This window comes from Allostigmatella hybrida, from assembly GCF_020103775.1.
GTDB lineage: Bacteria > Myxococcota > Myxococcia > Myxococcales > Myxococcaceae > Hyalangium > Hyalangium aurantiaca.
In genome coordinates, this window is sequence record NZ_JAHXBH010000001.1 from 959605 (window position 1) to 973187 (window position 13583).

At 68.1% G+C, this 13583-nt stretch carries 13 protein-coding genes; 3 read left to right on the forward strand and 10 right to left on the reverse strand.

Annotation, left to right across the window (positions count from 1 at the left end):
- The first annotated feature begins 166 nt into the window (after positions 1 to 166).
- Both KY661_RS03810 and KY661_RS03815 read left to right on the forward strand, forming a co-directional pair.
- Positions 167 to 1660: a hypothetical protein gene (locus tag KY661_RS03810; RefSeq protein WP_225408886.1), complete on the forward strand. Its 1494-nt coding sequence runs from the start codon at positions 167 to 169 to the stop codon at positions 1658 to 1660.
- Positions 1661 to 1733: 73 nt separating this feature from the next.
- Positions 1734 to 2240: a hypothetical protein gene (locus KY661_RS03815; RefSeq protein WP_225408887.1), complete on the forward strand. Its 507-nt coding sequence runs from the start codon at positions 1734 to 1736 to the stop codon at positions 2238 to 2240.
- Here KY661_RS03815 and KY661_RS03820 read toward each other — a convergent pair.
- The 10 genes from KY661_RS03820 to KY661_RS03865 all read right to left on the reverse strand — a co-directional run bounded on the left by KY661_RS03820 (position 2188) and on the right by KY661_RS03865 (position 12382).
- Positions 2188 to 3231 (reverse strand): Gfo/Idh/MocA family protein, encoded by a 1044-nt coding sequence (locus KY661_RS03820; RefSeq protein WP_225408888.1) that lies wholly within the window; start codon positions 3229 to 3231, stop codon positions 2188 to 2190. The genes KY661_RS03815 and KY661_RS03820 overlap by 53 nt on opposite strands.
- A gap of 5 nt (positions 3232 to 3236) precedes the next feature.
- Positions 3237 to 3401 carry an alpha/beta fold hydrolase gene (locus tag KY661_RS03825; protein ID WP_225408889.1) on the reverse strand — a complete coding sequence of 55 codons (165 nt, stop codon included), beginning with the start codon at positions 3399 to 3401 and terminating at the stop codon, positions 3237 to 3239.
- Between the two features lie 10 nt (positions 3402 to 3411).
- Positions 3412 to 4962: a benzoate-CoA ligase family protein gene (locus KY661_RS03830; RefSeq protein WP_225408890.1), complete on the reverse strand. Its 1551-nt coding sequence runs from the start codon at positions 4960 to 4962 to the stop codon at positions 3412 to 3414.
- Between the two features lie 144 nt (positions 4963 to 5106).
- Entirely contained in the window at positions 5107 to 6126 is a 1020-nt protein-coding gene (locus KY661_RS03835; RefSeq protein WP_225408891.1) for a Rieske 2Fe-2S domain-containing protein, read from the reverse strand.
- Positions 6127 to 6188: 62 nt separating this feature from the next.
- The gene (locus KY661_RS03840) at positions 6189 to 6932 is read right to left on the reverse strand and encodes an ABC transporter ATP-binding protein (protein ID WP_225408892.1); all 744 of its coding nucleotides are present in this window, start codon (positions 6930 to 6932) and stop codon (positions 6189 to 6191) included.
- Between the two features lie 9 nt (positions 6933 to 6941).
- On the reverse strand, positions 6942 to 8375 hold the full coding sequence (locus tag KY661_RS03845; RefSeq protein WP_225408893.1) for a hypothetical protein: 1434 nt from the start codon (positions 8373 to 8375) through the stop codon (positions 6942 to 6944).
- A 25-nt stretch (positions 8376 to 8400) separates the two neighbouring features.
- Positions 8401 to 9126: an outer membrane lipoprotein-sorting protein gene (locus KY661_RS03850; RefSeq protein ID WP_225408894.1), complete on the reverse strand. Its 726-nt coding sequence runs from the start codon at positions 9124 to 9126 to the stop codon at positions 8401 to 8403.
- 31 nt (positions 9127 to 9157) lie between these two features.
- Entirely contained in the window at positions 9158 to 10438 is a 1281-nt protein-coding gene (locus KY661_RS03855) for an ABC transporter permease (RefSeq protein WP_225408895.1), read from the reverse strand.
- Positions 10435 to 11730 carry an ABC transporter permease gene (locus tag KY661_RS37515; RefSeq protein ID WP_143101698.1) on the reverse strand — a complete coding sequence of 432 codons (1296 nt, stop codon included), beginning with the start codon at positions 11728 to 11730 and terminating at the stop codon, positions 10435 to 10437. The genes KY661_RS03855 and KY661_RS37515 overlap by 4 nt, the downstream gene beginning before the upstream one ends.
- A 28-nt stretch (positions 11731 to 11758) precedes the next feature.
- Positions 11759 to 12382: a TetR/AcrR family transcriptional regulator gene (locus KY661_RS03865; RefSeq protein ID WP_225408896.1), complete on the reverse strand. Its 624-nt coding sequence runs from the start codon at positions 12380 to 12382 to the stop codon at positions 11759 to 11761.
- A 190-nt stretch (positions 12383 to 12572) separates the two neighbouring features.
- Here KY661_RS03865 and KY661_RS03870 point away from each other — a divergent pair, with 190 nt between their 5' ends.
- Entirely contained in the window at positions 12573 to 13553 is a 981-nt protein-coding gene (locus tag KY661_RS03870; protein WP_225408897.1) for a UbiA family prenyltransferase, read from the forward strand.
- Positions 13554 to 13583 lie beyond the last annotated feature (30 nt).

A 13583-nucleotide genomic window follows, 5' to 3' on the forward strand; every position in this document is an offset into this window, starting at 1 on the left:
CGGAAAGCCACCGGTTCTAGTCCGTCCGGCCCCAACCACCAAGCAGGGCGTCCACCCAGGAGATGTCCATTGGCGGACTGCGCCTCTTCCCGTTCCGAATCCTTCGTCCAGAGTCGCATGGCCATGCGTTCCCCCACGCAGCACTTTTCATTGGGGGAGGGGCGGCATGCGACAGGCAGCGGCGAAGGTGGGCGGTGGGCGCAAGGGTGGGCTGGGACGGTGGGGGCGGAAGGGGACGCTGGTGGCCGCCTTCTCGCTCGTGGCGTATGGGGGGCAGGACGCTGAAGCGGCCGGGCAGGCGTGCTCCTTCGATGTGGGCACTGCCCATCGGGTCAAGCAAGTCCTCCCACCGGGAACGGGCGCAACCCGGTGGGATGGGCCCTCGAACATGGTCGAGTTCCAGGGGCAGTTGTACTTCTCGCTCGTCCGCCAGAATGGCCCTCCGTCGTTGTGGCGGAGCGATGGGACCGAGCCAGGGACCTTCGCCATCCAGGAGTTCCCCATGCCCCCGGTAGGGAGCCTCGCGCAACTGACGCCCACGGCGGATCAGCTCTTCTTCGTCGCGGCGGAGCCGTCGCACGGCCGAGAGCTCTGGGTGAGTGACGGGACGGCAGCGGGAACGTACCTGTTCGCCGACCTGACGCCCGGCGTGCAGGACTCGTCGCTGAACCTCCTGGCGGGGCTGGGGCCGCGGCTCGTCTTCATTCGCAACCAGGCGGGAGGCTTGCAACTATGGGCGGCCGAGGGGACGTCCTCGGAGCTGGGGCCGCTGGTGAACCTGGGAACGAGCGTGGAGGAGTACCCCGGGGAGCCCATCCGGCTGGGAGACTCGGTCCTCTTCTTCTTCCGAAGCGCCCAGGGCAACACGCTCTGGCGCACGGACGGCACGGCGGGTGGCACGGTGGCGCTGGGGTTGCTGGACCGGGGCCCCGGGAGCGCGCGCATGCAAGATGTGCGGGTGTCGGGGGAGGCCGCCTTCTTCACCCTCATCGAGCCGGATGGGGCCACGGAGATCTGGCGGACGGACGGCACCCCGGCGGGTACGGTCCGCTTGCACACGCTCGGGGGGGAGCATCGCGTCTCGCGGCTCCTGGGCCGCATCGGCGCCTCGCTCTACGTGGTGGGCACGGACACTCGCAACCAGCGCATGTCCCTGTTCCGGCTCTCGGCGGAGGTTCCCGGCGGCCGTGAGCCCGTGATGATGCTGCCCAATCCCTACGCGGCCCAGCCCGATGCGTTTCCGTACTTCATCGGCGTCACCGGCTCGGGCGGCAGGCTCTTCTTCCTGACCGGCATTGGCAGCCCGGGGCCCTCTCCTCGCACGACGCAGCTCTGGGTGACCGATGGCACGCAGGCCGGTACCACGCTGCTGCTCGAACCGGTGAGCAACTCGGATGAGTCCGTGCCCTTCGTCCAGTCCGTGGCGGACAACCTCGTGATGCTCCTCGTCTACTCGGGCGGCCCGTCCGCCTGGGTGACGGATGGCACCGTGCCGGGCACGCGCCCCGTGGCCTACGTGGGCGCGGACGGGAAGCCATCGGACCCGGGCCCTTACACGCGCGTGGGGGAGGAGCTCTTCTTCTCTGCCCGCGATGGCTCGGGGTACTACCAGCTCTGGAGCGTTCCGTTGGTGAGTGCTTGCACCCGCCAGGAGCCCTGAGCTTTTGGTAGACTCCGCGAATGTTCAGTCGTGGTGAGGCCGCGCGCCCTGGGCTCCAGCGCTGGGGCGGCGGATGAAAGGCATCCTTCGCGGCCTCTGGTGCGCCCTGTTCCTGGGCTTCCTGGGGATGTGGGCGCTCAGCTACGACTTCTACACGTCCTTTGGCATCGACACGGACCGGCGCGGGGAGCTCTCGGCCCTTCAGGCCCACCTCCGGTTCCGCTGGACGGGCAACGGCTCCTTCATGGTGGGGGCCGATCAGTTCTGGCTGGCCTCCTGGAAGCCCCTGGACCGGTTTGACCTGGGCGGTGCCTTCTTCAAGCCTCCGAGACGGCCGCGCGTGCGCTCCACCTGGAACCAGAGGGGGTTCTGGTTCATCCGCGAGCGCTATCCCTATTCGAAGCTTCCGCTGAAGGTCTCGGAGCCGGCCTCCTCGACCTGGCTCGGCGTGCCGAGCTGGTTGCCCGTCATCCTGACCGGCATCTGGCCCGTCCGCTGGTGGCTGCACCTCCGCGGGGGGCTGCTGTTCAGTCCGCTCCTGGAGCGGATCCGGCGCCGGGGAGTCCGGTCCGCGCACTGAGCCGCCACGCCGCCTGGATGGCGTCCATCGTCTCCATGATCAACAGCGTCTCCTGGAGCGGCATGAGCGGGCTCTCCAGGAGCCCCTCGCGCATGCACCGCATTACCTCCGCAGCCTCGTGCGCGTAGCCGTTGCCCAGCACCTTGCGCGTGAGGGTGTGAGGAGGCTGGAGCGGGGTGTCCGCCCCGCCAATGGCCCGCGTGGGCACGTGCGTGAGCGTCTCGGGGCAGTTGAGGGGCTCGTGCAGGTGGAGCATGCCGTGCGTGCCAAAGACGGCCGCATCGTTCTGCAGGCGGTTGCGCACGCTGGTGCTGAGCGTGGCCTGCCGTCCCTCCGGGAAGTCCAAGAGGATGGAGACCTGCTCGTCCACGCCCGTCTCTCCCAGCACCGCATGGCTGGTGATGCGCGTGGGCCGTCCGAACAGCCGGAGGGCGAACGAGACGGGGTACACGCCCAGGTCCAGCAGCGCGCCACCGCCCAGGGCGGGGGCAAACACCCGGTGGTGGGGGTTGAACGCGAACGGCAGGCCCAGGCTCGCGTTGAGCATCCGCACCTCCCCGATGGCCCCCGTGGCCAGCCGCGCGTCCAGCTCGCGCATGATGGGGACGAACCGGTTCCACATCGCCTCCATGCAGAACAGGCCCTTCTCCCGGGCCTTGTCAGCGATGAGCGCGCCTTCCTGCGCGTCGAGCGTGAAGGGCTTCTCGCACAGCACGGCCTTGCCGTGCTCCAGGCAGAGCAGGCTGTTGTCCTTGTGCAGGGGGTGGGGCGTGGCGATGTAGACCACCTCCACCTCGGGGTCCTTCGCCAGCTCTTCATAGCTGCCGTACGCGCGGGGAACCCCTTGCGTGCGGGCGAACGCGTCCGCGCTGTCCCGGCTGCGGGAGCCCACGGCCAGCAGTCCGGCGTCCGGGAGCATGCGCAGCGCTTCGGCGAACTGGCGCGCGATGTTGCCTGTTCCGAGGATTCCCCACTGAATGGCGTGCGGCATGGCTGTTACGGGCTCCGGGGAGCGGAGGCGGCGAGAATGTGCCGGGTGAGCACCCGGTGGGTGGGGGCGAGGGCCTCGCCGAGCTTGCGCCACTGGCGGCCCGACATTCCTCCACTGTGGAGAAGAACGGCGGGCTCGCCCTCACCGCGGGCCGTGACATGCAGGGACATGGCCCCCAGGCTACGCGGCGCTGCGCAGCTTGAAACGCTGAATCTTCCCCGTGGCCGTCTTGGGCAGCTCGGTGACGAACTCAATCCAGCGCGGGCGCTTGTAGGCCGCCATCTTCTCCGTGCAGTGCTCGGTGAGCTGGTGGATCAGCGCCTCGGAGGGCGTCTGGTCCGGCTTGAGGATGACGAACGCCTTGGGCTTGATGAGCCGGCTCTGGTCCGGGCACCCGATGACGGCGCACTCCTGCACGGCCGGGTGCTGGATGAGGGTGCTCTCCACCTCCACGGGGGACACCCAGATGCCGCCCACCTTCAGCATGTCGTCCGAGCGGCCCGCGTGCCAGTAGTAGCCGTCCGCGTCGATGAAGTACTTGTCCCCCGTGGCGAGCCACTCGCCCTGGAAGGTCTGCCGGCTCTTCTCGAAGTTGTGCCAGTAGGAGAGCGCCGCGGTCTCGCTGCGCAGCAGCACGTTGCCGATCTCGCCGGCCTGCACCGTCTTGCCCTCATCGTCGACGAGCTTGAGGTCGTAGCCCTCGACGGGCTTGCCGCTGCTGCCGGGGCGGATGTCCCCGGGCCGGTTGGAGATGAAGATGTGGAAGTTCTCCGTGCAGCCAATCCCGTCGATGATGTCCACCCCCGTGGCCTCCTTCCACGCGTACCAGAGCGCCGCGGGCAGGGCCTCGCTGGCCGACACGCACAGCCGCAGGGAGGACAAGTCGTACTGGGAGAAGTCCTTCATCGCCAGCGCCGCCGCGTAGCCGGTGGGGGCGTTGTAGAAGATGGTGGGCTTGAAGCGGGCGATGGTGCCCAGCACGTTCGCCGCCACGCGCGCGGCGCCCGGGAAGAGCACGCAGCTGGCGCCCACGTACCACGGGAAGATGAGGTTGCCGCCCGTGCCGAAGGTGAAGAACAGCTTGGCCAGCGCGAAGGTGCGGTCGCTCTCGCGCAGCCCCAGCACGTTCACGCCCCAGAGCTGCGCGGTGAGCGGGTAGTCCTTGTGCGCGTGGGGAATGCCCTTGGGCCCGCCCGTGGTGCCGCTGGAGTAGTTCAGCGAGCAGATGTCCTCGCGGTGGCTCTGCGCCGCCTCCAGCGCGGTGGACTGCCCGCGCATCCACTCGTGGAAGGAGAGGTGGCCCGCATGCGGACCCTCGCCGATGACGACGATGTGCTCCAACATGGGCAGGTTGCCGCGGACCGACTCGATGAGCGGGAGGAACTCCTGATGGACGATGAGCACGCGGGCCCGGCAGTCGCGCAGGATGTACTCGTACTCGGGCGCCTTGAGCAGCGTGTTGATGCCCACCGCGATGGCGCCGAGCTTCACCGTGCCGAAGAAGGACGTGACCCACTCGGCGCTGTCCAGCGTGAGGATGCCCACGCACTCGCCGAAGCGGACCCCCAGCCCCTTCAGCGCGTTGCCCACCTGGTTGGCCTCGTCCGAGACCTGCCGGAACGTCAGCTCCCGCTCCGGCGTGAAGAGGGCCGTCTTGTCCGGGCGCGTGGCGAGGTTGCGCTCCAGGATGTCCACAGCGTTGTAATACAGCGGTAGATCTGCAGCCTTCATCCACAACCCTCGTCGCGAGCTGTCAGCGGAATCGCCTCTAAGTGGAATAATGCACTTTTGGCGGCTAACAGGGAAGTGGGGGGCTGCCGCAGCTCGTCACGCCCCCGCGCCCAGAGGGGCGGGGGGCATGGGTCAAGCCGGACCTCAGGCGGATTCGGCGACGCGGACCGGCTGGGGCTGGCCGCGGTAGATGCGGTTGACCAGGGTGCGGACCTGGCCCAGGGGCTTGTCCAGGCGGCCCAGCTTCATGCCGCGCAGGTTCGGGTCCTTGTCCGCCAGGTTCGCGAGCATCTCCTGGTCGAGCTTGGTCTCGTAATCGACGAGCGTGTAGAGCACCTTCCGGCCCAGGAAGGGCATGCGCGTCATCATCTTGTGGAGCTTGGGCGAGACGAAGGTGAAGGTCAGCACGTCGGTGATGTCGTCGGTCACCGGGGTGAAGTAGATGACCATCTGGGTGCCGGGGGAGCGGACCTTGCCGGGCTCCTTGTCGTTGGTCCAGAGCTGCTCGGAGATCATGCTCACGGGGCTGAAGCGCATCTCGGTGGGCACCTGCACCCAGTCGCCCTCCTTCACGCCGAACATGAGCTTCAGGGGCAGGGAGACCTGCTTCTGGGGGCCCCGGTGGTTGACGCGCATGACGTCGCCGTCCATCTCGACTTCCGCGGAGGCTTGGGTCACGTTCTGGTAGCCGAAGATGAGGTGGGTGGTGACGCTGTGGTCCAGCTCGACGAAGTTGTCGAGCACCACCTCCAGGGGGGCCTCCATGCGGTGGCGCATAACGAAGGCGCAGCGGTGGTCGGGCTTGTGGAGCTGGGGCAGCGGGGTGTCCTCGCCCGCGTTCTTGAGCCAGATGGCGCCGTGCTGCTCGGCGGCCATGTAGTGGGTGGCGCACGAGCGCATGGGCTCGTTGTTGTGGATGGGCGCCTTCACCTCGCCGGCCCGGTCGATGCTCCAGCCGTGGTAGGGGCACACCAGCCGGTCCCCCTCGACCTTGCCCTTGCTGAGCTTCATGCGGCGGTGGGGGCAGCGGTCCTCCAGCGCGCCCACCTTGCCGTCCGCGGTGCGGAACAGGGCGATGTTCTTGCCCAAGACGGTGACGGCCAGGGGCTTGTCCTTCAGGTCCTGGCTCTGAATGACGGGGTGCCAGAAGTCGAGTTCTTTCATGACGTCCTCCCAGGTGAATCAAGCAGCAATGCGTTCAAAGCGGTGAGTCGAAGGCCAGGGGCTCAAGACGCCTGGGCGTGGGCATGGGGCGCCGCGCCCCGGAACTCGCCCTGCAGCATCTTGCCATCCTGGATGTGGAGCGCGCGACGGGCGTGGCTCACCACCCGCGGGTCGTGGGTGGAGAACAGGAACGTCACCCCGTTCTCGCGGTTGAGCCGGAGCATCAGGTCGATGATCTGCTCGCTCGTGGAGGAGTCGAGGTTGGCGGTGGGCTCGTCGGCGAGCACCAGCTTGGGCTCGGTGATGAGCGCCCGGGCAATGGCCACGCGCTGGCGCTGGCCGCCCGACAGCTCGTCCGGCCGGTGGTGCAGGTAGGGCTTGAGGCCCACCGCCTCCGCCAGGGCCTCCACGCGCTGGCGCAGGGCCGCCTTGCCCTCGGCGTTGCGGCGCACCACGCAGGGGAACTCGATGTTCTCCGCCACGTTCAGCACGGGGATGAGGTTGAAGTTCTGGAAGATGAAGCCGATCTTCCGGTTGCGCACCTCGGCCAGCGCGTCGAAGTCGCGGTTGCCCACCTCTTCCCCGTCGAGCTTGTAGGAGCCCGAGGTGGCCCGGTCCAGGCAGCCGATGATGTTGAGCAGCGTCGTCTTGCCGCTGCCCGAGGGGCCCGTCACCACGGTGAACTCACCGGCCGCGACGGACAGGTCCACGCCGCGCAGGGCGCTGACCTTCGTCTTTCCCAGCAGGTAGTCCTTGGTGATGCCCTGGAGGTCGAGGATGTTTTGAGAGGTGTTCGCAGAGGTCATGGTCGTCTTTCAGTAGAAGATGCGGGCCTGGAACAGGCCGCGATACTTGAGGGGCAGGAGACTGAACTCGCTCACCGCCTCCCCGGTTCCGGGTCTCTTGGCGGCAAGTGAGCGGGGGCCCGCGTAGGGAACGAAGGCGGACAGGGTGAGCGTCAGCCACTCCTTGGCGGACCAGGCGAGGCTGGGGCTCACCAGCCCGGACAGGTCCTGAAGGCTGGAGACGAGCACCACCGAGAAGGTGAAGTCGTCGCGGATCTTCGGCTTCTGGAAGCTGAGGAAGGCGTAGTGCCGGGTGATGGGCTCGAAGCTGAACTTCTGGGGCAGCCCCGGGTCCGCCCCGCCAAAGCCGATGCCGGACGGATCCAACCCGAACTGCTCGCCCGAGCGCAGGAGCGACAGCCCATTGAGGTAGTCCTGCGCCTCGGCCTTCTTCAGGCCGTCGGCCTGGTAGAGGTACTCCAGCGACACCATGGACTCGTCGCTGAACATGTAGCGCGTGCCGGCGAGAATCTGCGGCCGGATGCGGCCCTCCTTGATGCGGCGGGGCACGAGGAAGTCCGCGCCGCGCTCCGCGCAGCCGAGCGCCGCCTCCGGGGAGGCCACGCAGTCCGGGGCCGCATAGAGCCGCGGGGAGCCGGCGCCCACGAGCGCCTCCACGTGCAGCTCGTAGTCGGTGAAGAAGTAGCGCGAGAAGGAGAAGCCGAGCTGCGTCTTGTCCTCGAAGGCGTTGCGGTACAGGTTCGAGTGGAAGAGCATCAGGTTGACGTCCGCATCGAGCACCAGCGCGTACGCGCGGGCGGCGATGAGGTAGTGCAGCTCGTCATCCCGCTTGTCCCACGAGGGGTAGGTGAGGATGGAGCGGGGCAGGCCGCTCACCTGCTCGGTCACCGCGGGGCTCGCGAGCAGCGTGAAGGCGTACTTCTCCAGCGGCACCTCCAGGCGCACCATCCACGCGCCGGCGCGCTGGAAGGTGGGGTCCGTCGGGTCCTTCAGCGGGTTGAGCAGGTCGGTGGGGTTGTAGGCCAGGCCCGCGCCCCAGATGAGCCGCTTCTTGCCCGCCAGCACGTTGAAGGCCGGGGCGAACTCGTGCTGGAGGAACAGCTCGTTGATGGAGGCGATGGGCTGGGCGCCGGCCTCCTCGGTGGGCCGCACGCCCACCTCCCGCTGCTCCGCGTTCAGGCTCCGGTAGCGCCCGGCCATGGACAGGAACAGCGAGAGGTCGGCCGAGACGACGCCGCCGGGCCGGTACTCGTGCCGGAGCTGGCCGTTGAACTCGAAGAGCTGCTGCAGTTCGGGCTGCCCGCGGGTGGGCAGCACCCCGTCCACCCGGGAGCGGGTGTACTGGGTGCGGCTCTCCACATAGCCATTCACCTCGGCGCCCCGGGCAACCGGGGACAGCAGGGGCGAGGCCAGCAGCAGGCAGAGCAGGGCGTGGGGGCGCATAAAGGCCAGGGGCGGCAGGAGGGGGTTAGCGGCCGAGATCCGCCTGGGTGAAGCGCTGCGCCTTGATCTCCACGTCGCGCTTCATGGTCTTGAAAATCATCTCCGAGCGGCGGGTCTTCACCAGCTCGTTCTGCATGATGATGCGGGCCGGCCGCGTGAAGCCCTTCTCGAGCTCGGTGTAGTCGGTGAACTCCGCGCTGCGCTGGAGCTGCCCGCTGGTGCCGAAGTAGTGGCCCTTCACCGGCAGGCTGTCGGACTTGCGCAGCCACAGCTTGATGGAGTCGTAGGCCGTGTCCTGGTTCTTCGCCTTCAGCTCCAGCGCCCAGGTGTCCGGCACGTCGGAGGCCACCAGCTTGGCGGTGTAGTCCTTGGCGTAGGTGACGCGCAGCACGTCGGCGTTGTTGAAGTCACCGCCCTGGAAGCTCTCCCGGTTGGCGATGCGCGTGGCGCGCTTGAGGTTGGGCAGGTAGATCCACATGTTCTGCCCGGAGCGCAGCACCTCCTGGCCCTTCACGCTGGAGGGCGAGGTGAACCAGATGCGGAACTTGTCGTCGTCCGCCTTCATCATCCGCATGCCGTAGGTGCGCTTGCTGCCATCCTCCCGGTACGACACCATTTCCGATTCGCTGTCGTACGTGTGGGGCCCCATGACCGCATCGTACTGGGCGATCAGTTGATCGGCGGTGGGGTCCGCGGCGAGCGCCGGAGCGGCTGCCAGGAGGGTCATCAGGCTGAGGAGCAACGTCTTCATGGGTTCCTCGGGGGTCAGGGAGTAGAGAGACCTACACGGAGCGAAGGGCATCCACGGGCTGCATGCGGCTGGCCCTCCAGGCGGGGTAGCTGGCCGCGAGGACGGCGCCGAGGGTGGCGAAGGCGAGCGTGCCGAGCATGAAGGGCGCGTGCAGCTCGGGGCGCAGCAGGGACTCCACGCCGCTGCCCAGGCTCTTCATGGGGATGCCCTTGGAGGCCAGCAGGGCCACGAGCGCGCTGCCAATGGCCGCGCCGCCCACGCTGCCCAAGAGCCCCAGGAAGGCCGCCTCCGCCAGGAACAGGGTGAGCACCTGGCGGCGGCGCACGCCCACGGCGAGCATGGTGCCAATCTCGCGCACCCGCTCGAACACGCTCATGAGCATCACGTTGATGATGCCGGTGACGATGATGATGCCGAGCACCGCGGACACGAAGCCCAGCACCACCTTCAGGCGGACGATGACGTCGCGCACGAACGGCTGCAGCTCCTGCCAGGTGTGGACCTCGTACTCGGGGCCGAGCTTCGTGCGCAGCTCCGCGGCGATGCGCTCCAGGTTCTCCAGGTTGTCCACCGCCACGGCGTACTCGGTGACGCGGCCCTGCATGCCCAGCAGGTCCTGCGCGAGCGCCAGCGGCACGGTGGCCACGCGCTTATTCTCGAAGGGCAGGTTGGAGTCGCTCAGGCCCTTGATGGACACGTCGAACGAGTTGGAGCGGCCCTTGGGGCTGGTGGAGGAGAGCGTCACCTGCTCCACGAGCGCCTGCGCGCCGGGGGCGTTCTCCGCCAGGGCCTTCTTCTTGGCCGTCTGGGTCACCGCGCCGAAGGATTTGATCAGCTCGGCGCCGAAGATGCCGTGGGTGTAGTCCGCCTCGGTCAGCGCCTCGCCGCCCACTCGCACGTCGAAGCCCGAGCGGGGCACCGCCTGCTTCTCGGTCTTCATGTCCAGCGCCCGGCCGACGAACATCGTCTGCGAGACGCCGTTGCTCACCAGCCCCGAGAACTGGATGTGGCCGGTGACGCCGGTGACGCCGGGCACGCCGCGGATACGGGCGCGCATCTCGTCGTCGTAGGGCATGTTGGGCTCCAGCGGGAGCGCCTCCACGCTGTCGACGAAGCCCTTGCGGTGAATCTGCAGGGCGCCCGTGCGGCCCTGGACGACTTCGTCCTCCATGAGGCGCACGAAGCCATCGGAGATGCCGCGCAGCACGATGACGGCGGTGACGCCGAGCAGCACGGCGGCCAGGGTGATGAAGCTGCGGCGCCCATTGCGCGCCACGTTGCGGACGGCGATCGAAGGAAGGGACGTGCTCATGAGGTGCTCAAAGCCTCCACGGGACGGAGCCGGGACGCGCGGTAGGCGGGCCACAGGGCCGCCAGCGATGCGCCCACGATGGCCACCACGGTGGCCCGGACGAGGTAGGTCAGCGGAATGACGGGCCGGATGATGCTGTCCACGCTGGCGCCAGGGGCGGGGATGCGGATGCCCTTCTGGTTCAGCCAGAGCGTGAGCGCGTAGCCCACGAGCGCGCCGATGACGCCGCCCAGCAGGCCCAGCACCGCGCCCTCCATCAGGAAGAGCGAGATGATGTGGCGCCGGCGCATGCCCACCGCCAGCATGGTGCCAATCTCCCGCACCCGCTCGAGCACGTTCATCAGCATCACGTTGACGACGCCCAGCAGCACCACGAACAGGAAGATGAAGATGATGATGCCGAAGAGGGAATCCTCCTGCTTGAGCAGCTCCGCCACGTAGGGCTGCACCTCATCCCACGTGTGGACCTCGTAGTCCGCGCCGAGCTGGGCCTTGAGCGCATCGCGCACCCGGGGCGCATCCTCCAGCCGGTTCAGCGCCAGGGCGTACTCCGTCACGCGCCCCTCCATGCGCAGCAGGCGCTGCGCGGTGGCCAGCGGCAGGTAGCCCAGGCGCCGGTCTCCCGGCGTGGCGCTCACCAGCGTGCCGGAGAGCTTCACGCCCTCGCCGTTGAGCACGCCGTCGCGGTCGCTGGCCAGCAGCGCGGGCCACTGGTCCTCGGGCGGCGGCGACTGGAGGCTCATCACCTGGGTGCCCAGGCTGCGCGCCATGTCCGCGTTGAGCATCATCTCGGAGGCGTCCACGCTGGACAGGAAGCTGCCGGTGCCCAGCCAGTCCATCCGGCGGGGCGTCACCTGCGCCTCCAGCTTCGGATCGAACGCCGTCATATAAAGGAAGGTCGTCTTGCCCGCGCCCTCGTCCTCCTCGGAGGCGGGGGGCGGCTGGCCCTCGGCCTGCGTGTCCGGCATGGAGAGCATGGCGCCGAAGGCGATGCGCGCGGTGAGCGCCTTGACGCCCTCCACGGAGGCGATGCGCTTGCGCAGCTCCTCCGAGTCCGCCATGTCCAGCGTCAGCGGCGAGCTCTGGACGTTGGCCTGGTAGCCCTTCTTGTTGATGACGACGGCCCCGAGGTTGCCCTCCACCACCCCATCCTGGGTGACGCGCTGCTGGCCGTTGATGTAGGCGCGCAGGAGCACCATCACACACACACCCAGGACGAGGGCGGCGAGCGAGATCGCGGTCCGGCGCCGGTTGCGCGTGAGGTTGCGGGCGGCGAGTGTGATGAGCTTCACCGGCCCCTCCACTGAGCGAACGTTCGTTTCATAGTTTCACCGACTGACAGAAATGGTGGACGTGTTGTTCAACCTGGTTTTTCAGGACCCGCATGTCCGTCAGGCCCCAGGACATCATCAGGTACATCTGGCGCAGCATGATGAGCGGCCCCATGAACTCCAGGGCGTAGAGGTCCAAATCCCCGGGGCGGATGAGCTGGCGGCGCACCAGCTCCTCCAGGAAGTGCACCATGTGGGTGTGCGACTGGCCCAGGATGGCGGCGGGGTGGACGATGCCCGCGGTGCTCAGCCGCGGGGCCTCGGACATCATCAGCCGGGCGAACTTCTGCTCGCGCGGCAGGGCCCATTCCTCGAAGAGCGCCACGGCCATGGTGCGCAGGCAGGCCTGGACGCCGCCCGCCAGCGCCGCGTCCAGGTCGAGCTGGCTCAGGCGCTCGGTCTTCCCCGGGCCGTACTCGTGCAGCAGCGCCTCGAAGATGGCCGCCTTGGACGGAAAGTGGTGGTAGAGCGCACTTTCCCGCACCTCCACGGCGCGGGCGATCTGCCGGATGGACGTGCCCGCGTAGCCATGGACTGAGAACAGGTCCAAGGCCGCATCCAGGATGGCGCGCCGGGTGTTTCGGGCCTCGTCTTTTCGCAGCGCTTGCGCCATGGACCGCTGTTTAGCCTAACGAACGTTCAGTTCACAAGCCGACCCCCGGCGGCCGGGGGGTGGGGGTTCTGATGTTCGTGATAAGAACCCGGAGAGGTGGGACAACCGGGTTTAGCCGCAGTTTGAACCCAGAAAGAATTTTCCGTATCTTATGGGATTTGTGCAATCAGCGACATTCCCCACGCGCGTTGTGACCCTGCTCCAAGTGGGCAGCATCCGGTTCACGGCCTTTTATCTGGCGGCCTTCTCCACGGCGATTGCCGCCACGGGGCACGACCCCGTGCCCTGGCTGGCGATCGCCGTGCCGCTGTGGATGGTGAAATGCCTGGCCATCGAGCTGACCAACCGCTACGCGGACCGCATCGAGGACGCGGTGAACCGCCAGGAGCGGACGCTGCTGTGCGAGCAGGTGGGGTACGACATCATCCGCCGGGCGGCCATCGGGCTGAACGCGCTGGTGCTGGCCTTCTACCTGGCGTGGTTCGCCGAGTGGCGGCGCCCGGAGCTGTTCGCGGTGCAGCTCGTCTCGTGGCTGGTGATGTGGAACTACTCGGTGGGGCTGCGCTTCAAGGCGCGGCGGCTCGGGGTGCTGGTGGCGCTGTGCGGCACCTTCATCCTGCCGTTCCTCTGCGGGTGGATGATCTACGGCGAGTTCAAGAGCGTGCCGCTGCCCATCCTGGCGATGCTGGTGTTCGTCTTCTCGCTGTCGGGCATCAAGGACATCACCGACGTGGAGGGCGATGCGAAGCGCGGCTACCGGAGCTTCTTCGTGGACGTGGCCAGCCGGCGCTCGGCGGCGCGGCTGCTGCTGCTGCTGGGCAGCCCCTACCTCTTCATCGCGGGGCTGGTGGCCTCCGGCGCGGCGGAGCCGCGGTTCCTGGCGCTCGTGGTGTTCGCCCCCATCTCGCTGCTCTTCGCCTCGCTGGTGCGCGGTGCGCGCGAGCCCCACGAGCGGACGACGGTGCGCGAGTGGACGTACCAGTTCTGGTATGTGTTCCTGATGGGCATCCTCTGGCTCGTACAGCCCACCGTGCACAACGCGCTGGTGCTCGGCGGCTGCACGCTGTTCTGGGTGCTGGCCACGCGCAAGCTGCACTGGGCCGTGGGGCTGCGGGCGGATCAGGTGGAGGATGTCAGCCGGATCCTCTCGCGGGTCTTCGTCGCTTCGTGAGTCCGGGCGAGCCGAAGGAAGCCTTGACTG

Coding starts and splice junctions, on each gene's coding strand:
- KY661_RS03840 (WP_225408892.1), bottom strand. CDS start 6,932: ATGACCTCTGCGAACACCTCTCAAAACATCCTCGACCTCCAGGGCATC.
- KY661_RS03845 (WP_225408893.1), bottom strand. CDS start 8,375: ATGCGCCCCCACGCCCTGCTCTGCCTGCTGCTGGCCTCGCCCCTGCTG.
- KY661_RS03865 (WP_225408896.1), bottom strand. CDS start 12,382: ATGGCGCAAGCGCTGCGAAAAGACGAGGCCCGAAACACCCGGCGCGCC.
- KY661_RS03820 (WP_225408888.1), bottom strand. CDS start 3,231: ATGCCGCACGCCATTCAGTGGGGAATCCTCGGAACAGGCAACATCGCG.
- KY661_RS03810 (WP_225408886.1), top strand. CDS start 167: ATGCGACAGGCAGCGGCGAAGGTGGGCGGTGGGCGCAAGGGTGGGCTG.
- KY661_RS03815 (WP_225408887.1), top strand. CDS start 1,734: ATGAAAGGCATCCTTCGCGGCCTCTGGTGCGCCCTGTTCCTGGGCTTC.
- KY661_RS03850 (WP_225408894.1), bottom strand. CDS start 9,126: ATGAAGACGTTGCTCCTCAGCCTGATGACCCTCCTGGCAGCCGCTCCG.
- KY661_RS03825 (WP_225408889.1), bottom strand. CDS start 3,401: ATGTCCCTGCATGTCACGGCCCGCGGTGAGGGCGAGCCCGCCGTTCTT.
- KY661_RS03855 (WP_225408895.1), bottom strand. CDS start 10,438: ATGAGCACGTCCCTTCCTTCGATCGCCGTCCGCAACGTGGCGCGCAAT.
- KY661_RS03835 (WP_225408891.1), bottom strand. CDS start 6,126: ATGAAAGAACTCGACTTCTGGCACCCCGTCATTCAGAGCCAGGACCTG.
- KY661_RS03830 (WP_225408890.1), bottom strand. CDS start 4,962: ATGAAGGCTGCAGATCTACCGCTGTATTACAACGCTGTGGACATCCTG.